This window comes from Pseudomonas oryzihabitans, from assembly GCF_007665395.1.
Taxonomy (GTDB): Bacteria; Pseudomonadota; Gammaproteobacteria; order Pseudomonadales; family Pseudomonadaceae; genus Chryseomonas; species Chryseomonas psychrotolerans_C.
The window spans coordinates 1-20,316 of record NZ_VDND01000012.1; the positions used below are offsets into that span (position 1 = coordinate 1).

At 66.6% G+C, this 20,316-nt stretch carries 18 protein-coding genes; 9 read left to right on the top strand and 9 right to left on the bottom strand.

Translation table 11 applies throughout. The annotated features are described in order from the left end of the window. The first annotated feature begins 147 nt into the window (after positions 1 to 147). Positions 148 to 2,076 (top strand): UvrD-helicase domain-containing protein, encoded by a 1,929-nt coding sequence (locus FSV73_RS20660; RefSeq protein ID WP_145010768.1) that lies wholly within the window; start codon positions 148 to 150, stop codon positions 2,074 to 2,076. 1 nt (position 2,077) lies between these two features. Here the strand turns inward: FSV73_RS20660 and FSV73_RS20665 are convergent, their stop codons facing one another. Further along, on the bottom strand, positions 2,078 to 3,061 hold the full coding sequence (locus FSV73_RS20665) for a sugar-binding transcriptional regulator (RefSeq protein WP_145010772.1): 984 nt from the start codon (positions 3,059 to 3,061) through the stop codon (positions 2,078 to 2,080). Positions 3,062 to 3,129: 68 nt separating this feature from the next. Beyond that, on the bottom strand, positions 3,130 to 3,591 hold the full coding sequence (gene rpiB / locus FSV73_RS20670) for a ribose 5-phosphate isomerase B (RefSeq protein WP_145010775.1): 462 nt from the start codon (positions 3,589 to 3,591) through the stop codon (positions 3,130 to 3,132). 286 nt (positions 3,592 to 3,877) lie between these two features. Between rpiB and FSV73_RS20675 the strand changes: the two genes are divergently transcribed. From FSV73_RS20675 to dhaL, 7 genes are read left to right on the top strand one after another with little or no spacing between them, the layout of a single operon-like run. After that, complete coding sequence (locus FSV73_RS20675; RefSeq protein ID WP_145010778.1) at positions 3,878 to 5,365, top strand: sugar ABC transporter ATP-binding protein; 1,488 nt, start codon at positions 3,878 to 3,880, stop codon at positions 5,363 to 5,365. Next, positions 5,362 to 6,342 carry an ABC transporter permease gene (locus FSV73_RS20680; RefSeq protein ID WP_145010781.1) on the top strand — a complete coding sequence of 327 codons (981 nt, stop codon included), beginning with the start codon at positions 5,362 to 5,364 and terminating at the stop codon, positions 6,340 to 6,342. The genes FSV73_RS20675 and FSV73_RS20680 overlap by 4 nt, the downstream gene beginning before the upstream one ends. A gap of 42 nt (positions 6,343 to 6,384) precedes the next feature. Beyond that, positions 6,385 to 7,374, top strand: a complete 990-nt coding sequence (locus FSV73_RS20685; protein ID WP_145010784.1) for a substrate-binding domain-containing protein — start codon at positions 6,385 to 6,387, stop codon at positions 7,372 to 7,374. A gap of 47 nt (positions 7,375 to 7,421) precedes the next feature. Next, positions 7,422 to 8,180, top strand: a complete 759-nt coding sequence (locus tag FSV73_RS20690) for an SDR family oxidoreductase (RefSeq protein ID WP_145010788.1) — start codon at positions 7,422 to 7,424, stop codon at positions 8,178 to 8,180. A gap of 24 nt (positions 8,181 to 8,204) precedes the next feature. Then, positions 8,205 to 9,296, top strand: coding sequence for an MDR/zinc-dependent alcohol dehydrogenase-like family protein (locus tag FSV73_RS20695; protein ID WP_145010791.1), 1,092 nt, complete (start codon positions 8,205 to 8,207; stop codon positions 9,294 to 9,296). 31 nt (positions 9,297 to 9,327) lie between these two features. Further along, on the top strand, positions 9,328 to 10,329 hold the full coding sequence (locus tag FSV73_RS20700; RefSeq protein WP_145010794.1) for a dihydroxyacetone kinase subunit DhaK: 1,002 nt from the start codon (positions 9,328 to 9,330) through the stop codon (positions 10,327 to 10,329). Positions 10,330 to 10,333: 4 nt separating this feature from the next. After that, positions 10,334 to 10,978: a dihydroxyacetone kinase subunit DhaL gene (gene dhaL / locus FSV73_RS20705; protein WP_145010797.1), complete on the top strand. Its 645-nt coding sequence runs from the start codon at positions 10,334 to 10,336 to the stop codon at positions 10,976 to 10,978. Positions 10,979 to 11,099: 121 nt separating this feature from the next. Here the strand turns inward: dhaL and FSV73_RS20710 are convergent, their stop codons facing one another. The 5 genes from FSV73_RS20710 to FSV73_RS20730 all read right to left on the bottom strand — a co-directional run bounded on the left by FSV73_RS20710 (position 11,100) and on the right by FSV73_RS20730 (position 16,697). Further along, positions 11,100 to 12,275 carry an L-rhamnonate dehydratase gene (locus FSV73_RS20710; protein WP_145010800.1) on the bottom strand — a complete coding sequence of 392 codons (1,176 nt, stop codon included), beginning with the start codon at positions 12,273 to 12,275 and terminating at the stop codon, positions 11,100 to 11,102. Between the two features lie 141 nt (positions 12,276 to 12,416). Beyond that, positions 12,417 to 13,343 carry an amidohydrolase family protein gene (locus tag FSV73_RS20715; RefSeq protein WP_145010803.1) on the bottom strand — a complete coding sequence of 309 codons (927 nt, stop codon included), beginning with the start codon at positions 13,341 to 13,343 and terminating at the stop codon, positions 12,417 to 12,419. Further along, positions 13,340 to 14,266, bottom strand: coding sequence for a YncE family protein (locus FSV73_RS20720; protein WP_145010806.1), 927 nt, complete (start codon positions 14,264 to 14,266; stop codon positions 13,340 to 13,342). Before FSV73_RS20720 ends, FSV73_RS20715 begins: the two co-directional genes overlap by 4 nt. Before the next feature lie 26 nt (positions 14,267 to 14,292). Next, positions 14,293 to 15,591 carry an MFS transporter gene (locus tag FSV73_RS20725; RefSeq protein ID WP_145010810.1) on the bottom strand — a complete coding sequence of 433 codons (1,299 nt, stop codon included), beginning with the start codon at positions 15,589 to 15,591 and terminating at the stop codon, positions 14,293 to 14,295. Positions 15,592 to 15,683: 92 nt separating this feature from the next. Beyond that, complete coding sequence (locus FSV73_RS20730) at positions 15,684 to 16,697, bottom strand: 4-hydroxythreonine-4-phosphate dehydrogenase PdxA (protein WP_145010813.1); 1,014 nt, start codon at positions 16,695 to 16,697, stop codon at positions 15,684 to 15,686. Between the two features lie 374 nt (positions 16,698 to 17,071). On the opposite strand from FSV73_RS20730, the gene FSV73_RS20735 reads away from it, so the two are divergent. Next, positions 17,072 to 18,001 carry a LysR family transcriptional regulator gene (locus FSV73_RS20735; RefSeq protein ID WP_145010816.1) on the top strand — a complete coding sequence of 310 codons (930 nt, stop codon included), beginning with the start codon at positions 17,072 to 17,074 and terminating at the stop codon, positions 17,999 to 18,001. Here the strand turns inward: FSV73_RS20735 and FSV73_RS20740 are convergent. Continuing rightward, positions 17,986 to 18,909 carry an SMP-30/gluconolactonase/LRE family protein gene (locus FSV73_RS20740; RefSeq protein WP_145010819.1) on the bottom strand — a complete coding sequence of 308 codons (924 nt, stop codon included), beginning with the start codon at positions 18,907 to 18,909 and terminating at the stop codon, positions 17,986 to 17,988. The two genes, FSV73_RS20735 and FSV73_RS20740, sit on opposite strands and share 16 nt — an antisense overlap. Positions 18,910 to 18,929: 20 nt before the next feature. Continuing rightward, positions 18,930 to 20,276 carry a GntT/GntP/DsdX family permease gene (locus FSV73_RS20745; protein ID WP_145010822.1) on the bottom strand — a complete coding sequence of 449 codons (1,347 nt, stop codon included), beginning with the start codon at positions 20,274 to 20,276 and terminating at the stop codon, positions 18,930 to 18,932. Positions 20,277 to 20,316 lie beyond the last annotated feature (40 nt).

A 20,316-nucleotide genomic window follows, 5' to 3' on the forward strand; every position in this document is an offset into this window, starting at 1 on the left:
CCGGAAGTGGGGCGCATTATAGGGGAGTTTCATAGGGCGTCAACAGGTTATTTCAAGATTCTTTCAACGGCCGTCAAAAAGGGCGCCCAAGGTCGAGCTGTCATCCATGCAAGGTAAGATGCCGGCAGACGATGTTTCGAGGACTGCATGACTTCCCTTCTGGCCCGCTACCGAAGACACCTGGCGAACGCCCTTGGCGACTGGTTTCCGCGTACCACGCTGTTCCTCAAGGGAGAGCCGGCGCCCAGCAGCAAGAAGAAGGGACCGCCAGCCAAACCGCGCAAGCCGCCGAACGCGTCCAGGACCGCTCGCGCAGCCACCGCTGGTGACAGACCACACCCCACTCCTGGTGCCACGACGCCCACCCCCTCCCCTGCCGGCATCTATGGCCCTGCCCTTGCGGTAAAACGCTCGCAGGAACAGCGGATGAAGGCGCGGGTCGAGCAGGCGGTCGCCCAGGGCATCATCCAGCCGCCCTCTGCGGAGCAATGGAAGATGATCCTGGCGCGTGCGCCCGCCACCCGCATCTTTGCCGGGGCCGGCTCGGGCAAGACCACGACGCTGGTGCTGCGGGTGGTGTTCATGCTCTGCCATCTGGAGCTACCGCGAGAACAGCTGACGGTTATCTCCTTTACCAAGGCGTCCTGCGATGAATTGAGGGCACAGCTCAAGCGAGTGCTGGCCTTTTGGGACGCCCCGTTGGACGACGACGGCGCCAGGGAACTGGTGCGGACCTTCCACTCCGCTCTGGCGCAACTGGCCCGCGCCGAATTGAGGGTGACGCAGTGGTTCGAGCAGTTGTCGCCGCATGCCCGGCCGGACGAGGAGCCGGACAATGCCTTGCTGGCCGGCGCCACCCTGAACGACAGCCAGCGGCAGTGGCTGCTGCAGGCCTATGAGCACTGCTATAAAGAGGATGCCGGCTTCCGCCGGCGCATCCACCTATTGCTGGAGCTGGCCGCACCAGACGAGGAAGCGCCGCCAGCCGCCGCACCGCTGCAACCCTTCGTGCTCAACGGCGAACGCCAACCCCAGGCGCTACCCGACCTCTTCTACGGCCAGGCGTCCTTCGCCGAGACCTTAGGGCTGCGCGTCGGCTCGATCAAGAGCAGCCAACTGGAATGCTCCACACGAGACCGGATCTTCCTGGAAGCCATGCAGCAATTCTGGCGGCACTTCAACAGGCTACTGAAGGAGCAGCGGCTGATCACCTTCAACACGGCCTTCGCCGTGCTGACCGATCGCCTGGAGAAGAAGCCAAGCCGCGCCTTGATCGCTCGCCTGCAGCCCTTCACCCATCTGCTGATCGACGAATTCCAGGATATCTCGCCCCAGATCGCGCTGTGGCTGCAGCAGGTACAGAGAAGGCTCGCCGAGGAGAAGGTCGCGCCCTCGCTGATGGCTATTGGCGACGACTGGCAATCCATCTATGGCTGGCGGGGCAGCTCACCGGAGCTGTTCATCCATTTCGATCGCTGGTTTCCCGGCCAGACACCCAGCCAGACGCTGCTGCTGGGTACCAACTATCGGTCGTCGCCGCCGATCGTGGCCGACGGTGAGCGGATCCTGACACAGGTGAAGCACAAGCAGGCCAAGCGCACCCAGGCCTCCAGAGCGGCGGATGAGCAGGGACACGGCGTAAAGGTCGTCGCGCAATTCGACATTGGCCGCCAACTGCCGCTGCTGCTGAGCGAGATCGAGACCCAGAGACAGTATGCCGCCGGGCGCGAGCGGCCGGAACGCTGGGCGGTGATGGTGATGAGCCGGATCAATGCCCCCTTGAAGACGCTCAATGAGCAACTGGGCCGTCAGGAGGGCGTGCGGACCTGCACCATCCACCGTGCCAAGGGCCTGCAGGCGGAAGTAGCAATCGTGCTGGACGATGGCCAGCCGCAGCAGCCCCATCCCTTGCGCAATGCGCTCTATGCCGCCAGCGGGCATTTCCAGCAGAGCTACGACGACGCCATGGCCGACGAAGCCTTGCGCCTGAGCTATGTGGCGGTGACCCGCGGCGTCAGCCGGGTGCTGTGGTACACCCGACAGCCGCGTGGCGCGGCAGCGATCCTGGCTGGTTGAATCAGGTATCGCGGCGGGTGGCGTCGTCCAGCGCCAGGATGGTGTGGGCGTTGGTGACGGTGGTGGCGAGGGTATTGATGACGCCGGAACGCAGGGCGCCGAGGATGGCGGCGGCCTTGGTGCTTTCGCTGGCGACGGCGATGACGTCGGGGATGCGGGTCAATTCCTGGACGGTAAGGCCGATCACCCGCCCCTGCAGCACATTGACCGCCGGCCGCCCATGGATGTCGATGAAGTCATAACCCATCATGTCGCCCACAGTGCCGGACAGGCGGGCGGCCGCGATCTCCTGTGGCGAGAACCAGCCCATGCGGACCATGTTGCTGCTCTCGCTCATGTCCCCGATGCCGATCAGCGCAAGGTCGGCGCGACGGGCTCGATCCAGGGTGGCACGCACGGTGTCGTTGGCGATCAGGGTCGCGCGCAGCTCGGGATTGGCCACCATGGCCGGGGCATAGAGGGTCTCACTCTCGCCACCGAAGCGCGCCGCCAGGCGCCGGCAGATGTGGTCCGGATTCATGTATTCCCCGGCACGCAGGGAGCCGCCGATGGCGCAGACGAAGGTGCAGTTGCGGCCATTGGGCAGGAAGACGTTGTCGGCCACCGCCCCGACGTTCCGCCCCATCCCCACCGCGACGATCATGCCGTCGGCCAGCACCCGGTTGAGGTAGTTGGCGACCAGGCTGGCGACCGCCGAGCGCTGGGTGTCCGGATCCGCGTGATCCACGGCGATGAGGGCGCGATCCAGGCGGAAGCGCTCCAGCAGCTTCTGCTCCACCTCGTTGTTCATGGTGGGATGCTGCAGCACCCGCACCTCGACGATACCTTCGTCGCGGGCGCGCTTGAGCAGGCGGCTGACCTTGGCCCGTGACAGCGACAGGCGCTGGGCGATGGCCTCCTGGTTAACGTTATCCAGGTAGTAGAGCATGGCGATGTCGGTCATCAGCTCGAAGTCGCTGGCCCCACGGCTGGCATTGTCATTCATGCAGGATCGACTCCGGTTGCCTGGCAAAGCCGCCATTGTCCCCAGTCCGGGCGGACGGCGTCCAGCGCCTAGCCATCACGACGCTGCTCGAGGGCATTGATGCGCTCGACCTTGGGCCCGGAGCGCCCCGCCTCGAAATCCGAACTGAGAAAGGCCTTGACCAGACTCTTGGCCAGCTCGGGGCCGACCACCCGCGCCCCGATCGAGAGGATCTGGGCGTCGTTGCTCTTACGCGCACGCTCCGCCGAATAGGTGTCATGGGCCTGCGCCGCACGAATGCCCTGCACCTTGTTGGCCGAGATGGCCATGCCGATACCGGTCCCGCAGACCAGCACGCCAAGGCGGTTCCGCCCTTCGCGAATGGCGCTGGCCACCGCGTAGGCGATATCCGGATAGAGCACCGGCTCGGTGGAATGGGAGCCGAAATCCTCCACCTCGAGACCGAGGGAAAGGATGAAGGCCTTGAGCTGCTCCTTGAGTTCGTAGCCGGCTTCGTCACAGCCGATGGCGATGGATTGGGTGGCGTTCATGCACCTGGCGCTCCTAATGAGGGACCAACGCGGTCACGATCATATGATCATCATGTGAAATTCCGATCAAGCGATTTTGCTCATAGTGATGGCGCGGCGTCCGCCGTCCCCTGAATAACTATTCCAGTGATGCCGCCGTCCTGAACCCTTCCAGTGAATATCATCGAACCCTTTCAGAAAATTTGCCGGCGCCAGTTGACTGATCAGATTTTCATGGTTTAAACATATGCTCACTACGAGCTCCATCGCTGCGACAAGACAACAACACCAGCTGAGAGGACGTACCATGGCTTCGCCCTTGCTGCTTCATGCTGGAAAGGTCGCCAAGGCCTATGCCGGGATACCTGCTCTGCGCGACGGTCACCTGAGTCTTGAGGCGGGCTCTGTGCATGCGCTCTGCGGCGGCAACGGTGCCGGCAAATCCACCTTCCTCAGCATCCTCATGGGTATCACCCAGAGGGACGCCGGCAGCATTCGCCTGGAAGGTCGCGAGGTGGTCTTCCAGCGTCCCAGCGAGGCCCTCGCCGCTGGCGTCGCCATGATCACCCAGGAGCTGGAGCCGATCCCCGACCTGACCGTGGCCGAGAACATCTGGCTGGGTCGGGAGCCGCGCCGGCTGGGCTGCCTGCTGGACAACCGCGAGCTGAATCGGCGCACCCGCGTGCTGCTGGAGGATCTCGGCTTCGAGGTCGAGGCCAGCATGCCCATGCGCCGCCTGAGCATCGCCCAGACGCAGCTGGTGGAGATCGCCAAGGCCTTCAGCCATGACTGCCGGGTGATGATCATGGACGAGCCGACCTCGGCCATCGGCGAGCGGGAGACGGAGACGCTGTTCGCCGCGATCCGCCGCCTGACCGCGCGGGGCGCCGGCATCATCTATGTGTCCCACCGCCTGACCGAGCTGGCGCAGATCGCCGACCGCTACACCATCTTCCGCGACGGCGCCTTCGTCGAGACGGGAGCGATGGCCAATGTCGATCGGGCGCATCTGGTGCGGGGCATCGTCGGCCGGGAGTTAACGGCCATCGACCACAAGCAGGGGCGCGTATCGACGGCCGAGCCCTGCCTGACCGTGGCTGGCCTGTGTCGCAAGAACGAATTCCAGGACGTCAGCCTGCAGGTACGCCCGGGCGAGATCCTCGGCATCTATGGCCTGATGGGGTCGGGGCGCAGCGAATTCCTCAACTGCGTCTACGGCCTGACCACACCGGACGCTGGCCAGGTGGCACTCAAGGGAGCCCCGGTGCCGGTGGGTGATCCGGCCGCCACCATCCGCGCCGGGATCTCGCTGGTCACCGAGGACCGCAAGGACACCGGGCTGGTGCTCACTGGCAGCGTCCGCGAGAACGTCGCCCTAGCCGCCTACGACCGCCTCTCCAGCCTGGGCGTGATCAGCGGGCGCAAGGAACGGGCGCTGGCGGAAGAGATGGTGCGCCGGCTGAAGGTCAAGACCGCCTCCCTCGACCTGCCGGTGTCCGCCATGAGCGGCGGCAACCAGCAGAAGGTGGTGCTCGCCAAGTGCCTGTCCACCGAGCCGGTGTGCCTGCTCTGCGACGAACCCACCCGCGGCATCGACGAGGGGGCCAAGCAGGAGATCTATCGCCTGCTCGACGAATTCGTCCGCGCCGGTGGTGCCGCCATCGTGGTGTCCTCCGAAGCCCCGGAACTGCTCCACCTGAGCGATCGCATCGCGGTGTTCAAGGCCGGTCGCCTGGTCACCGTGAGCGACGACCGGTCCCTGTCCCAGGAAGCCTTGCTGAGTCTTGCCTCATGACCATCCAGACCCTCACTCCCAGTATCACCCCCGCTCCGTCGCGCAGCCGGCTGCGCTTCGCCCTCGACCGCTTCGGCCTGCCCGTGGTGTTCGTGCTGCTGTGCGTCGCCCTCGGCTTCAGCAGCGAGTACTTCATGACCTGGCGCAACTGGATGGACATCCTGCGCCAGACCTCCATCAACGGCATCCTCGCGGTGGGCATGACCTACGTCATCCTGACCCGCGGCATCGATCTCTCGGTGGGGTCCATTCTGGCTTTCGCCGGATTGTGCAGCGCCATGGTCGCGGTGCAGGGCTACGGCCTGCTGGCCGCCCTCAGCGCCGGGATGTTCGCCGGGGCGGTGATGGGGGCCCTGAACGGCTTCATGGTGGCCAACCTGTCGATCCCGCCCTTCGTGGCTACCCTGGGGATGCTCAGCGTCGGGCGTGGCCTGACTTTCATCCTCAACGACGGCAGCCCGGTCACCGACCTGCCGGAGGCCTACCTGGCCCTGGGCACCGGCAAGCTCGGACCGATCGGCATGCCCATCGTGATCTTCGCCATCGTGGCGCTGTTCTTCTGGCTGGTGCTCAAGTACACCACCTACGGCCGCTACGTGTACGCGGTGGGCGGCAACGAGAAGAGCGCCCGCACCTCCGGCATCGGCGTGCGCAAGGTGACCTTCTCGGTGTACGTGATCTCCGGGCTGCTGGCTGGCCTGGCCGGCATCGTGCTCTCGGCGCGCACCACCTCCGCCCTGCCCCAGGCCGGCGTGTCCTACGAGCTGGACGCCATCGCCGCGGTGGTCATCGGCGGCACCAGTCTCTCCGGGGGCACCGGCAGCATCGTCGGCACCCTGTTCGGCGCCCTGCTCATCGGCGTCATCAACAACGGCCTGAATCTGCTGGGGGTGTCGTCCTATTACCAGCAGGTGGCCAAGGGCTTGATCATCGTCTTCGCCGTCCTGATCGACGTCTGGCGCAAGCGCCGGGCCTGATCGCGAACCTCTCCGCACGACAACAAGAAAAGGAGTTACCCCATGCACGCTCGCAAATTGCTCTGCGTTCTCGCCGCGTCCCTGCTTGCCAGCAGCCTGGCCCAGGCGGCGCCGTACAAGGTTGGAGCCGCCGTCTACGGCCTCAAGGGCCAGTTCATGCAGGCCTGGGTCCGCGATCTCAAGCAGCACCCGGCGGTCAAGGACGGCTCGGTGCAGATCACGGTGTTCGACGGCAACTATGACGCCCTGACCCAGAACAACCAGATCGAGACGATGGTCACCCAGCACTACGACGCCATCATCTTCGTCCCCATCGACACCAAGGCCAGCGTCGGTGCGGTAGCGCGCGCCATGGAGAGCGAGGTGCCGGTGGTGGCCTCGAATACCAAGGTGGCCAGCGCCAGCGTGCCGTACGTGGGCAACGACGATGTCGAAGGTGGCCGCCTGCAGACCCAGGCGCTGGCGGAAAAGCTCGGCGGCAAGGGCAACGTGGTGATCATCCAGGGGCCCATCGGCCAGTCCGCGCAGATCGACCGCGAGAAGGGCGAGATGGAGGTGCTGCAGAAGCATCCCGAGATAAAGGTGATCGAGAAGAAGACCGCCAATTGGTCGCGGGCCGAGTCCCTCACCCTCACCGAGGACTGGCTCAACGCCCATCCCAAGGGTATCGCCGGCATCATCGCGCAGAACGACGACATGGCCCTCGGCGCGCTGCAGGCGGTGAAGAATCGCGGGCTGTCGGCCAAGGACATCCCGGTCACCTCCATCGATGGCATGCCGGACGCCATCCAGGCGGCGAAGAAAGGCGAGCTGATCACCTACTTCCAGGATGCCCAGGCGCAATCCCAGGGCGCCCTCGACGTGGTCCTGCGCAAGCTGGAGGGCAGCGCCTACCAGCCGCGCTCGGAGATCTGGAAGCGCTACCCCGCCCTGCAATGGGGTGACGGCACCGCGAAGAACTACATCATCCCCTGGGTGGCGGTGACGCCGGAAAACGCCGACGCCCTCTATCAGCAGGTCAGCGGCAAGTAAGCCGCCTCGACGAGGACGGGCGCCCTGCCCGTCCGGGAGATTTCTCTATGTCCGATTTCTGGAATCAGGCGTTCGACCTCAGCGGTCGGTGCGCCCTGGTCACCGGCGGCGCGGCGGGTATCGGCCACGCCTGCGCCACCCTGCTGGCCAGCCGCGGCGCCCGGGTGGCGCTGCTGGATCGCAATCCCGAGGTGGCGCAGATCGCTGCGCAACTGGGCGACGACCACCTGGGCATCGCCCTCGACGTGCGCGACAAGGCGGCCATCGAGGCCGCCGTGGACCAGGCTGCCACGACCTTCGGCCGGCTCGACCTGCTGGTGAACAGCGCCGGGATCGCCCTGCTGGACAAGGCCCTGGACGTCAGCGAAGACGCCTGGGACAGCACCCTCGACATCAATCTCAAGGCCAGCTTCTTCGTCGCCCAGGCCGTGGCCCGTCACCTGCGCGCCAGCGGCGGCGGTCGCATCGTCAATCTGGCCTCCCAGGCGGCGGTGATCGGCCTGGATCGCCACGTCGCCTACTGCGCCAGCAAGGCCGCGGTGGTGGGCATGACCCGGGTCCTGGCCATGGAGTGGGCCGAGTTCGGCATCACCGTGAATGCCATCTCGCCGACCATCGTCGAGACCGAGCTGGGCAAGAAGGCCTGGGCCGGCGAGGTGGGCGAGCGCGCCAAGCGCCTCATCCCGGTGGGCCGCTTCGCCCGCCCCGAGGAGATCGCCGCGGCGGTGCTCTACCTGCTCAGCGACGCCGCCGCCATGATCACCGGGGAGAACCTGGTGATCGACGGCGGCTACAGCATCCAGTGATGCCCACGAACCCGAGGTAATGTCATGTCCAGCGCTGTCGAGAACCTGCCACGCACCATGAATGCGGTGGTCTGCCATGGCCCCGAGGACTATCGCCTGGAACAGGTCCCGGTGCCGGTCCCCGGTCCGGAGGAAATCCTCACCCGCGTCGAGCTGTGCGGCATCTGCATGGGCGATATCAAGACCTACCGTGGCGCGCCCTCCTTCTGGGGCGACGCCGAGCAACCGCGCTACGTGAAGCCGCCGATGATTCCCGGCCACGAATTCGTCTGCCGGGTGGTGGCCCTGGGGCCCGGTGCGGAAAAGCGCGGCGTGCAGGTCGGCGACCGGGTGATTTCCGAGCAGATCGTGCCCTGCTGGGGCTGCCGCTTTTGCAACCACGGCCAGTACTGGATGTGCCAGAAGCACGATCTCTATGGCTTCCAGAACAACGTCCAGGGCGCCATGGCCGAGTACATGATCTTTACCCGCGAGGCCATCGTGCATCCGGTGCCCGACGACATCCCGCCCGAGGAGGCCATCCTCATCGAGCCGCTGTCCTGTTCGCTGCACGCGGCGGATCGCGCCGATGTCGGCCTGGACGACGTGGTGGTAGTGGCCGGCGCCGGCACCCTGGGGCTCGGCATCATCGGCGCAGTGAAGCTGCGTAATCCGAAGAAGCTGATCGTGCTGGACATGAAGCCGGAACGCTTCGAGCTGGCCCTGCGCCTGGGCGCCGACGAGGTGTGGAATCCGTTCTACGAGAACGTGGTGGAGAAGATCCGCGGAATCACCGACGGCTATGGCTGCGACATCTATATCGAGGCCACCGGGCACCACCGGGCGGTGAACCAGGGCCTGGCGATGCTGCGCAAGCTGGGGCGCTTCGTCGAGTTCAGCGTGTTCAACGACGAGGCCACGGTGGACTGGTCGATCATCGGCGATCGCAAGGAGCTGGATGTGCTCGGCTCCCACCTGGGGCCCTACATGTATCCGCGCGCCATCGACTTCATCGGCCAACGCAAGATCGATGTGCGCGGCATCGTCACCCATACCTTCCCGCTAGCCGACTTCAAGGACGCCTTCGCGACCATGGAGCGCGGCGACCAGTCCCTCAAGGTGGTGCTCAAGCCCTGACCGGGCGGGGTGCCGAGAACAAGGAGACGCTATGAATCGAGTGATCAACGATCCGGACTTGGTGGTGGAGGACATGCTGGAGGGCATCCTCCTCGCCCATCCGGAGCTGGCCCAGGCCGGCGACAATCCGCGGGTGATCCGCACCGCGCAGGTGGCGCCGGAGGGTCGCGTCGGCGTGGTGACCGGGGGTGGTTCCGGCCACGAGCCAGCCTTTCTCGGCTATGTGGGCCCGGGCCTGGTGGACGCCGTGGCGGTCGGCGAGATCTTTTCCTCGCCCACCGCCAAGAGCTTCCTCGATGCCTTCCACGCCGCCGACCGCGGCGCCGGGGTGGCTTGCCTGTACGGCAACTATGCCGGCGACAACATGAACGTGAAGCTGGCGATGAAGATGGCCGCCAGCCGCGGCCTGCAGATCAAGACGGTGGTGGCCAACGACGACGTGGCCTCGGCGCCCAGGGAGGACATCGCCAAGCGCCGCGGCGTGGCCGGCGAGATCTTCATGTGGAAGGTCGGTGGCGCCGCCGCGGCCGAGGGCTATGACCTGGACGGCGTCATCCGCGTCGCGCAGAAGGCCGTCGCCAACTGCCGCTCCATCGGGGTGGGGCTGACGCCCTGCACCATCGCCGCCGTGGGCAAGCCCAACTTCCAGATCGCCGACGGCCAGATGGAGCTGGGCATCGGCCACCATGGCGAGCCGGGCATCGCCGTCGTGCCCATCGAGCCGGCGCGGCAGATGGCGGCGCACATGCTGGAACCCATCCTGGCCGATCGCGACTTCCATCAGGACCAGGACGTGGTGGTGCTGGTCTCCGGCCTGGGTGCCACGCCGGTGATGGAGCTGTACATCTTCTATGCCGAGGTGGCGCGGTTGCTGGAGGCTCGCGGGTTGCGCGTGCATCGCCGCTACGTCGGCAACTACTTCACGTCCCTGGAGATGATGGGCGTGACCCTGAGCGTGCTGGGCGTGGACGAGGAACTGGCCCGGCTGATCGATCATCCCTGCCGTTCCATCGGCCTGACCCAGACGGAGTGACGCCATGCAACAGTCCTTCTCCGGTGCCGAGGGCACCCCCATCGTCAATGACCTGGTGGACGTCATCGTCGCCAATCGTGAATACCTCAGCGAGGTGGACGGCGCCATCGGCGACGGCGACCACGGCATCAACATGGCCAAGGGCTTCTCCCGCTGCGGCAAGGCCATGGCCGGCCGCCAGCTGACTCTGGCCGAGGCCCTGGACGAACTGACCCTGGCGCTGATGGAAGGCATCGGCGGCTCCATGGGCCCTCTGTACGGCAGCCTGTTCATCGGCATGGCCGACCAGGTGCGCGGTAAAGCCGAGATCGATGCCGCTACCTTCGCCCGCTTACTGCGTGGCGGCCTGGCCTCGATTCAGGACATCAGCGAGGCTGGCGTCGGCGACAAGTGCCTGATGGACGCCCTGATTCCGGCGGTCGAGACCTTCGAAGACGCCGTGGCTCGGGGCGCCAGCTTCCACGACGCCCTGGAGGCCATGAAGCGCGCCGCCTCCCAGGGCCGCGACTCGACCCGCGACCTGGTGGCCCGCATCGGCCGCGCCAGCCGCCTGGGCGAGCGCTCCCTCGGCGCGCTGGACGCCGGCGCCGTGTCCTGCTGCCTGATCCTCACCCGCCTGGCCGACTCCGTGGAGGCCAGACTGCACTGAATCCGCGCTTCGCGTGGCACCTCGTTGTTCGCACTTGCCATCCTTCGGGGTGGCTTTTTTATGGCCATGAAAAAAGGCCCTGACCATACAGGTACAGGGCCCGACGGGCGACTCAGGGTCGCTACTCGATCACGTCGAAATCCTTGAGATGCTCTTCCGACAGCTCCAGGCCCAGGCCGGGTTTGTCGTCGTCCAGTTGCAGGTAGCCGCCGACCGGCTGGGGTTCGCCCTTGAAGACGTAGTAGAAGAGTTCGTTGCCCACTTCCACGTCGAAGACCGGGAAGAATTCGGCCAGGGGCGAGGCGGTGCTGGCCATGGTCAGGTGGTAGTTGTGCATCTGGCCGGCGTGGGGAATGACCGGCACCGACCAGGCCTCGGCCAGGGCGTTGATCTTGCGCGCGGCGGTGATGCCGCCGACGCGGTTGGTGTCGTACTGGATGACGTCCAGGGCGCGGCGTTCGAGCAGGTCCTTGAAGCCGTAGGAGGTGAATTCGTGCTCGCCGCCGGAGATGGGCATGATGCCCATCTTCTTGAGTTCGACGTAGCCTTCGATGTCGTCGGCGATGACCGGCTCTTCCAGCCAGCGCGGTTCGAACTCGGCCAGCTTGGGCAGCATGCGGCGGGCGTATTCCAGGGTCCAGCCCATATAGCACTCCAGCATGATGTCCACGTCAGGCCCGGTCAGCTCGCGCAGGGCGCGCACCTGCTCGAGGTTGCGTCTCATGCCGGCGGGGCCGTCCTTGGGACCGTAGCCGAATCTCATCTTGACCGCCTCGAAGCCCTGGTTGAGATAGCCCTGGGCCTCTTCCAGGAACAGATCGAGGTTGTCGTTGGCATAGAGCTTGGAGGCGTAGCAGGGGATCTTTTCCTTGGTGCGGCCGCCCAGCAGCTTGAACACCGGCTTGTTCACCGCCTTGCCCATCAGGTCCCAGAGCGCCAGGTCGACCGCGGAAATGGCGGCCATGCCGATGCCCTTGCGGCCCCAGGCGTGGGTGCGGCGGTACATCTTCTGCCAGAGGTATTCGTTGTCGAAGGGGTCCTGGCCCAGGACGATCGGGGTCAGGTAGAAGTCGATGATATCCTTGGCCACCCGCGGGGCCAGGGCGCAGTTACCGAGGCCGACCAGGCCGCTGTCGGTCTCGATCTCCACCACCAGCCAGCCGTGGAAGCGGAAGGAGCCCATGGCGTCCCCGCGCTCGTAGAGGATGTCGGTGGCATTGGTGCAGAAGTGCACCTGGGGCGGGACGACCTTGCCTTTCCATTCGAAGACGCGGGTGCGGACGCTGGTGATTTTCACGATGTGGCTCCTGGATTCTTAGAGGTTCACGCCGGGGCGTGCCCGTTGACTGTAGGAACAAGGTGACGCCGGTACTAATCAATTCCTCGCATGCATCGATAACCTGAGGAAATGGCAAAGCCGCAATATCGGTCTGGACTGTTATGGGGCAGGAGGCGCCAGCGGGATGCGGTAAACCCGCTGGGCCGTCTGCCAGAAGAAGGCTTCGCGTTGGTCCGGGGTGTCCTCGGCGAGGAAAGCCTCGACATGCGCCACCAGCTCGGCATAGCCGATGCGCAGGCTGGCCACCGGGAAATTGCTGGCGAACAGGCAGCGCTGATGGCCGAACAGCTCAAGGGTGTCGCGCACCAGGCGACGGTTCTGCGCCACGTCCCAACCAGGCTCGGGCAAGCCGAATTCCGAGATCTTGACCGCGACCCGCGGCAACCGCGCCAGGGCGCTCATCCCCCGTCGCCAGAGCGCCAGGCCCGTGGGGCTACGATCCCAGGGCAGGCCGGTGTGATTGAGGACGACGCTCAGCTCGGGATGGGCGTCGAGCAAGGCCGCCGCCTCTTCCAGGTGCCACCAGGGCACACGCAGGTCCCAGCTCAGGCCGAGCCGCTGCAGCAGCGCCAGCGCCGGGTGCCAGGCCGGGTCCTGCAGGCTGCCGGGCTGACCGCTGACCTGCTCGATTTCGCCCGGGCTACGGGCGGTCAGCGGCTTGTAGCGGATGCCCCGCAGCAGCGGGGACTGCCGCTGGGCCTCGAGGATGCGTTCCGCCGCGGGCGACAGTAGCGGCGCCCAGGCCACCAGGACGCTGGGCAGCCCAGTATGGGCCTGTTGCCCGGTCAGCCAGCGCGTTTCGGCCACCGGATCATCACGGGAATGCTCGGCTTCGCAGTGCACCGAGGCCAGCAGCCTTACGCTGGCGGTATCGCGGCGGAAGTCTTCGGGCAGGTAGTGGCGGCGCAGGGCCCGATAGTCGCCGAGGAAGAAGCCCGGCTCGCCCTCCCCCTGCAGCCAGGGATAGTCGAGCCGGTCCAGGTCCCAGAGGTGATGGTGGGCATCGATCAGGACCCGCCCGGTCATGCCACTATGACCTGGGAGACGTCGGGCTCCAGCAGGGTCTTGAAGTAGCGCCGCATCTGCCAGGTCTCCAGGTCGAGCATGCCGACGCGCTGGTCCTTGAGGGTGACGAAGGCCAGGTCACGGGTGGGATGCAGGCTCATGGCGATGGCCGTGCTCTCCAGCTCGATGCGCCCGAGCGGTTGCAGGCGCTCGTCGAACACCGACAGCGAGGTTTCGCCGTAGTTGGTGACATAGAGCCGGTCGCGGCGGTCGCGATAGATGCGCGTCGGGTCGCTGCCGGTGCGGCCGCGGGCGACGATCTCCAGGGTCTGGGTGTCGATGGCGACGATGCCGTCGTCGCCCCGGGTGCTGACGTAGAGCAGGCGTTCGTCGCGGCTGAAGCAGTTGCCTTCCGGGCGGCTGCCGGGTTGCAGCGGCTCGGGTGCCCGGGTCGGGTCCTGGGGCGCGAGCCGGGTGACGGTGTTGCTCAGCAAATTGAGGGCGAAGGCCGTCGCGCCATCGCGACTCAGGGCGACCAGATGGCTCTTGTAGCCGCCCGAGGGCACGGCGCGGTCGGGGACGTCGCGGCGCTCCGGCTCATCGAAGATCAGCAGGGTGGAATCGGCTTCGCTGAGCACATAGAGGCGGCCCTGGTCGTCCAGCGCCAGGCCGTGGGGGCGACGATAGGGCCAGATGTCCAGGGTTCGCACCTGCTTGCGCGCCTGGAGGTCGATGACGAATACCGAGCAGCCCCCCTCGCCTTTGTGGCTGGAGGTCTCGATGCCGTAGTGGCCGACGTAGGCGTAGCGATTGGCGGCATCCACCACGAATTCATGGGGAAATTCAGGCAGCTGGATATGTTCGAGGGCATCGCCGCTCTCGACGTCGTAGAAGCTGAAGGTATGGGCGCATTTTTCGACCAGCAAGAGGATTTCGCGACTCATGGGTTCACTCCAGGTGAATTGAGGGATCAGCGTTCGCAACGCTGGGGTAGCAGCAGGGCCAGCAGGGCCGCTGTCGCCAGGGAAATCGCCAGGCAGTACACGCCGGTGCCCTGGTCGTAGCGCACGATGAGCACCCCGACCAGATAGGGTCCGCAGAAGCCGCCGAGGTTGCCCAGGGCATTGATCAGGCCACGGGCGCCGCCGGCGGCCTCGGCGCTGAACAGCCGCGGCGGGATGGTCCAGAACACCCCGGCGGCGGATTGCAGGAAGAAGCCGCAGCCGACCAGGGCCGCATAGGCCAGCCAGAGGTGCTCGCGCAGGATGACGGAGAGGAACAGGCAGGCGGCGAAGCCGGCCAGCGGCAGGCAGACGAAGAGGCGCCGCCGGCCGGTGCGATCCGACAGGTTGGAGAACAGGAACATGCCGGCCAGGGCGGCGAGATACGGCAGGATGGTCAGGACGCCGACCAGGCCCATGCCACTGTGGGTGAGTTCCTTGAGGATGCTGGGTAGCCACAGGGTGTAGCCGTAGATGCCGAACTGATAGAAGAAGTTGACGGCGATCAGGTGCCAGAGGGTGCGCTCGGGCAGGATCTGGCTCAGGGACTGCTTGGCCTCGCCCTGGGTGCGCAGCCGCTCCTGTTCGGCGCTCAAGGTTCGCACCAGGTAGTCACGCTCGGCCGGGGATAGCCATTTGGCTTCCTGCGGGCGGTCGCTCACCGTCAACCACCAGAGCACCATGACCAGAGCCGAGCCGATGCCGGCGCTGATGAACAGCACGCGCCAGTCGAAGACCGCGATGATCCAGCCGGACAGCGGCGCGCTGAGGATGCCCGCCAGGGGGACGAACATGATGACGATGGCGTTGGCCCGGCCGCGTTCGTGATCCGGGAACCAGTTGGCGATCATGGTCAGCACCACTGGCAGCATGCCGCCCTCGGCCACGCCCAGGGCGAAGCGCAGGAACAGCAATTCGTACTCGTTGCGCACCAGGCCGGTGAGTACCGAGATGATGGCCCAGGCCAGCAACGACCAGCCGATGAAGGCCTTGCCGCTGCCGTGCACGGCGATCTTGCCACCGGGGATCTGCAGGAACAGGTAGCCGATGAAGAAGATGCCACCGGCGAAGCCCACCATGCTCGCGGACACGCCCAGGTCGCTGGCCATGCCGCCGGGCATGGCGAAGGCGATGCTGATGCGATCGACGTAGGACATGATGCAGGCGATGAGGATCGGCGGAATGACCCGCCACCAACGCTGCTGGGTGGCCTGCGCCTGGACCTGGGCGGACGCGGGCAGGCCGGATTCTTCGGTGAGACTGCTCATGAGCGGGCCTCCTCGCTCAGCGAGACGGCCAATCGACAGACGATGACAGCCATGGTGACGCTCCTCTGTTGTTGTTATGGAGGACGGAATCCTTAGGGCTTCACGCCACCCAGGCGGCAGGCGATCTCGAAGGCCTGGCGGGTGGCACCGACGTTGGCCCGGCCCTGCCCGGCGATGTCGAAGGCGGTACCGTGGGCCGGGGTGGTGATGGGAATGGGCAGGCCGCCCTGCACGGTGACGCCGCGGGAGAAGCCCATCAGCTTGATCGCGATCTGGCCCTGGTCGTGGTACATGGTCACCACCGCATCGAAGGCACGGGTCTCGCCCTGGACCTTGAGGAAGATGGTGTCGGCCGGATAGGGACCGTCGGCGGCGATGCCCAGGGCCTTGGCGCGCTCCACCGCCGGGCCGATCAGGTCCAGCTCCTCGCGGCCGAAGCTGCCGTTGTCGCCATTGTGCGGATTGAGGCCACAGACGCCGATGCGCGGCCGCGCCAGGCCACTGCGCCGGAGTTCGTTGTCGATCAGCTGGATGGCCTCGATCACCCGCTCCTGGCTGAGCAGGCCGGGGACCTCCTTGAGCGCGACATGGGAGGTCACCCGCGAGGTCCAGAGGTCGTCCAGCACGTTGAATTCGCAGAACGGCCCCCGGTAGCCCAGGTGTTCGGCGAACCAGTGCAACTCGTCGTTATGCCCCATCCCGGCCAGGTGCAGCGAGGTCTTGTTCAGCGGACCGAAGAGGATGGCATCGGTATGGCCGGCCTGGGTCAGGTCGAGGGCGACGGCCAGGGTATCCAGGCTGTAACGACCGCCGACGGCACTGGCTTGGCTGCGCGGAAAGGCGCCTTCGGCACTGCCGCGATAGGGGTACAACAGCGGGACATCGTCCTGGAAATCGAGGGCATCGAGACGGTCGATGCGCCGATAGGGATATTCGCAACCGGCGATGCGCATGCCGGTACGGGCCTCGTCCTCATCGGCGATCAGCACCATCCGGGCGCGGCTGCGCACCGCGGGATCGGCCAGCAGGCGGGCGATGAGTTCGGGGCCGATGCCGGCGGGGTCGCCCAGGACCAGGGCCAGGCGGGGCAGCGATGGGGTGCTCATAGGGAAATCCTCAGGACAGGGAAGGAGACACGAAGGCGCGATGCGCCGTGGTGAAGGTCGCGGTTGGCCGGGCTGGTCGCCGGTGGACGGGCGATAACCCGGGGATATGGCAATCGCACTCTGCAAGCGAGCGCCTGAGCGGACCTGGCGGCGCCGCTGGCCATCGCCCGCTGGCGAGTGCTGATCGTGGCGAGGCTCTGTCTTGTTGTTTTCATGGATCGACTATCGCCAGCGGCTGCGATAACCGTCCAATCAAAGCTGCTCATAGGTGCATAGCCTGGGGTTATGTCTGACAGGGGCCGCGGGCGCTCTAGGCAGGCTGGAAAAAGCCGGCGCATACTCGGCGGACGAGCGCGATAACAAGAAGCCAGCCGATGATCGATCTGCGTCAGATGCGCCAATTCGTGGCCGTGGCCGAGACCCTCAACTTCCGGCGCGCGGCGGAGCGCCTGCACATGGCCCAGCCGCCGCTGAGCGCGGCGATACGCCGGCTCGAGGACGATCTCGGGGTAGCGCTGCTGGAGCGCGATAGCCGTTCCACTCGCCTCACCGCGGCGGGTAGCCTGTTCCTGCTGGAAGTCCGCCGTACCCTGGCCCAGGCCGAGCGTGCCTGCAGCGCGGCGCGCCAGGCGGCAGCGGGCCTGACCGGGTCGTTGCGGATCGGTTGCGTCGACAGCCAGGTCGGTGGCCTGCTGCCGCGCCTGTTGCGCCACTACCAGGCGCAGCACCCTTCCGTCGCCATCCAGCTGCTGGAGGCGACGCCTCCGGAACAGCTCGAGCTGCTGCGCCAGGATCGCCTCGACGCCGGGGTGTTGGTGTTGCCCGTCGCCGATGCCGGCGACATCCAGTTCGATCCGCTGTTCGAGGATCGCCTGGTGGTGGCGTTGCCGCTCGGGCATCACCTGGCCGGGCGCCCTACCCTCGGCCTCGCCAATTGCGCCACCGAGCCCTGGATCCTGTTCGCCCCCCATGATGGCCCGGGCATGTACGCCCGCATCCTGCTCGGCTGTGCCGAGGCCGGCTTCGTGCCGCGGGTGGCCCAGCATTCGCGGCAGATGCAGACCACCGCCGGCCTGGTCGCCGCAGGCCTCGGCATCGCCCTGCTGCCACGCCAGTACGCCCAGCGCCACGCCACGGAATTGGCCTGGCGGGAACTCGAGGGTGCCGGTACGCCGCTGCCCTATGCCTTGGCGCTGGCCTATCGCGCGTCTTCGCCCTGCGTACAGGCCTTGCGCGAGGCAACCCAGGCGCTGTTGGCGCCCGCGGACCAAAGAGCGCTCGCGGACGTTCATCCCAGCGTATGAGCCGGTTGGTCGAAGGCCAGGCGATAGAGCGAGGTGGTCGCCAGGATGTAGAGCGCCCGCTCGTGCTCGTCGAAGGTCAGGTTGCCGACCACCTCGGGAACGCTGACGAGCGCCAGCCGGGTGCCGTCGGGATGATAGACCTGAACGCCACAGGCACTGCTGGTATAGAGCCAGCCATTGCGCGAGACGCGAAAGCCATCCGGCAGGCCGGGCCCTACCTCGGCGAAGATCCGCGGATTGGCCAGCGAGCGACCGGCGACGACGTCGAAGGCGACGATGTGGTGGTGCCCGTTGGCATGCCGCGCGGCCGAGGTGTCGGAGACATAGAGGATGCTTTCGTCCGGCGAGAAGGCCAGGCCGTTGGGGTCCTCGACGAAATCGCTGACCACGTCCAGCTGGCCGTCCGCGGGGTCGTAGCGAAAGACATACTGGTGACGTTGCTCCTGCGGCGCCACCTGACCTTCGCGGTCGGAGAGGATACCGTAGGGCGGATCGCTGAACCAGAGGGTACCGTCGCGCTTGACCACCAGGTCGTTGGGCGAATTCAGGCGACGGCCCTGGTAGCGGTCGACCAGCACCTCTTCGGTGTCGGCCAGGCGACCGGCGCGGCAGGGCGTGCGCAGGATCGCGCGATGACCGTGGGAGCAATGCAGGACCGAACCGTCGGCTGCCAGGGTATGGCCATTGCTGAAGCCGACCGACCGGCGCCAGATGCTCAGGCCATCGCGCTGGCTCCAGCGCAGCATGCGATCGTTGGGGATGTCGCTCCAGAGCAGCGCCTGCTCGGTCGGCAACCAGACCGGGCCCTCGCTCCAGAGGGCGCCGCTGGCGAGACGCTCCAGTGGGCTGCAGGCGTGCTGCAGCGCGGCGGCGCGGTCATCGAACAGGATGATGGTGGATTCCGACATCGTGAAAGCTCCTCGATCGATCAAACGAACGGCCAGATGCAGGCGATGCAGCCCAGGGCGAACAGGCTGGCCAGGGTGGTGAGCAGGGTCCAGCTGCGCAGGCCGTCGGCGACGCTCAAGCCGAGCAGGCGCGTGACGATCCAGAAGCCGGCATCGTTGACGTGGGACAGACCGATGCCACCCGCGCCCATCGCCAGCCCGACCAGCGCGGTCTGGTTGGGGCTCAGCCCCAGGGTCGGGATCAGCGGCAGGACGATACCGGCGGTGGTCATCAGGGCCACGGTGGTCGGGCCCTGGGCGGCTCTGATGGTCAGGGTGATGAGGTAGGCCAGCAGCAGGATCGGCAGTCCGGTGGCCTGCATAGCTGAGGCCAGCGCCGCGCCGATGCCGGTCTGCACCATGATGTTGGCGAAGGCGCCGCCGGCGCCGGTGATGAGGATGATCATGGCGATGCCTGGGACGGCCGCCGCGAGCTGCGCGGACACCTCCCGCAGCGGCATGCCCCGGGCCAGTCCCAGCAACCCCATGGCGAGAAAGACATCCACGAGCAGGGCCACATAGGGCACCCCCAAGACCTCCAGGGTGGCCCGCAGCGCGGGCGGTAGCGGCAGGCCGGGGGCCAGCACGCCCAGCAGGATCAGCACGATGGGGCAGACGATCACCAGCACCACTCGCCCCGGCCCAGCCGGGAGTCGCGCCTCTGCCGGACCGGTCACCGGCGCCTGGGGCTCGCTGGCGAGCGCTCGGGCCTGGTAGGGGCGCTCGAACAGGCGTCGCCCGGTGACCAGCAGTAGCACGCAGGTCGCGGCGGCGATAGGCAGGCCGAAGGCGAGCACCCTGCCCACTTCCACACCGAAGGCCGCGGCGACGGCCACCGCGCCCGGATGCGGCGGCAAGAGCGCGTGCACCACCAGCATGACGCCACACATGGGCAGACCGAGGCGATACAGCGGCCAGCGCCTTTCCATGGCCAGCCCCGCGGCCAGGGGGATGAGCATGATGACGCCCACCTCGAAGAACACCGGCACTCCCACGGCGAAGGCCGCCAGGGCCAGCGCCAGCAGCACCCGCTGACTGCCCAGGCGCATGACCAGCCGGCGTGACAGCGCCGTGGCGCCCCCGGAGATGTCGATCATCCGGCCGATCATGGCACCGAGGGCGATGATCACGGCGATATGCCCGAGCGTCTTACCCAGCCCACCCTCCACGGCCAGTGCCAACTGCGCCGGTGCGACGCCGGATACCAGTGCGGTAGCCGTAGCCACACTGATCAGGGCGATGAAGGGCGGCAGTTTCAAGGGAATGATCAAGATCAACAACGACAGGATCGATAACAGACCGATCAACAGCAGAGTACTGGTGGCCATCGCATGCTCTTTTTATTGTGAGAAGAATGACGTGAACGTT

Coding starts and splice junctions, on each gene's coding strand:
- FSV73_RS20660 (WP_145010768.1), top strand. CDS start 148: ATGACTTCCCTTCTGGCCCGCTACCGAAGACACCTGGCGAACGCCCTT.
- FSV73_RS20665 (WP_145010772.1), bottom strand. CDS start 3,061: ATGAATGACAATGCCAGCCGTGGGGCCAGCGACTTCGAGCTGATGACC.
- rpiB (WP_145010775.1), bottom strand. CDS start 3,591: ATGAACGCCACCCAATCCATCGCCATCGGCTGTGACGAAGCCGGCTAC.
- FSV73_RS20675 (WP_145010778.1), top strand. CDS start 3,878: ATGGCTTCGCCCTTGCTGCTTCATGCTGGAAAGGTCGCCAAGGCCTAT.
- FSV73_RS20680 (WP_145010781.1), top strand. CDS start 5,362: ATGACCATCCAGACCCTCACTCCCAGTATCACCCCCGCTCCGTCGCGC.
- FSV73_RS20685 (WP_145010784.1), top strand. CDS start 6,385: ATGCACGCTCGCAAATTGCTCTGCGTTCTCGCCGCGTCCCTGCTTGCC.
- FSV73_RS20690 (WP_145010788.1), top strand. CDS start 7,422: ATGTCCGATTTCTGGAATCAGGCGTTCGACCTCAGCGGTCGGTGCGCC.
- FSV73_RS20695 (WP_145010791.1), top strand. CDS start 8,205: ATGTCCAGCGCTGTCGAGAACCTGCCACGCACCATGAATGCGGTGGTC.
- FSV73_RS20700 (WP_145010794.1), top strand. CDS start 9,328: ATGAATCGAGTGATCAACGATCCGGACTTGGTGGTGGAGGACATGCTG.
- dhaL (WP_145010797.1), top strand. CDS start 10,334: ATGCAACAGTCCTTCTCCGGTGCCGAGGGCACCCCCATCGTCAATGAC.
- FSV73_RS20715 (WP_145010803.1), bottom strand. CDS start 13,343: ATGACCGGGCGGGTCCTGATCGATGCCCACCATCACCTCTGGGACCTG.
- FSV73_RS20720 (WP_145010806.1), bottom strand. CDS start 14,266: ATGAGTCGCGAAATCCTCTTGCTGGTCGAAAAATGCGCCCATACCTTC.
- FSV73_RS20725 (WP_145010810.1), bottom strand. CDS start 15,591: ATGAGCAGTCTCACCGAAGAATCCGGCCTGCCCGCGTCCGCCCAGGTC.
- FSV73_RS20730 (WP_145010813.1), bottom strand. CDS start 16,697: ATGAGCACCCCATCGCTGCCCCGCCTGGCCCTGGTCCTGGGCGACCCC.
- FSV73_RS20735 (WP_145010816.1), top strand. CDS start 17,072: ATGATCGATCTGCGTCAGATGCGCCAATTCGTGGCCGTGGCCGAGACC.
- FSV73_RS20740 (WP_145010819.1), bottom strand. CDS start 18,909: ATGTCGGAATCCACCATCATCCTGTTCGATGACCGCGCCGCCGCGCTG.
- FSV73_RS20745 (WP_145010822.1), bottom strand. CDS start 20,276: ATGGCCACCAGTACTCTGCTGTTGATCGGTCTGTTATCGATCCTGTCG.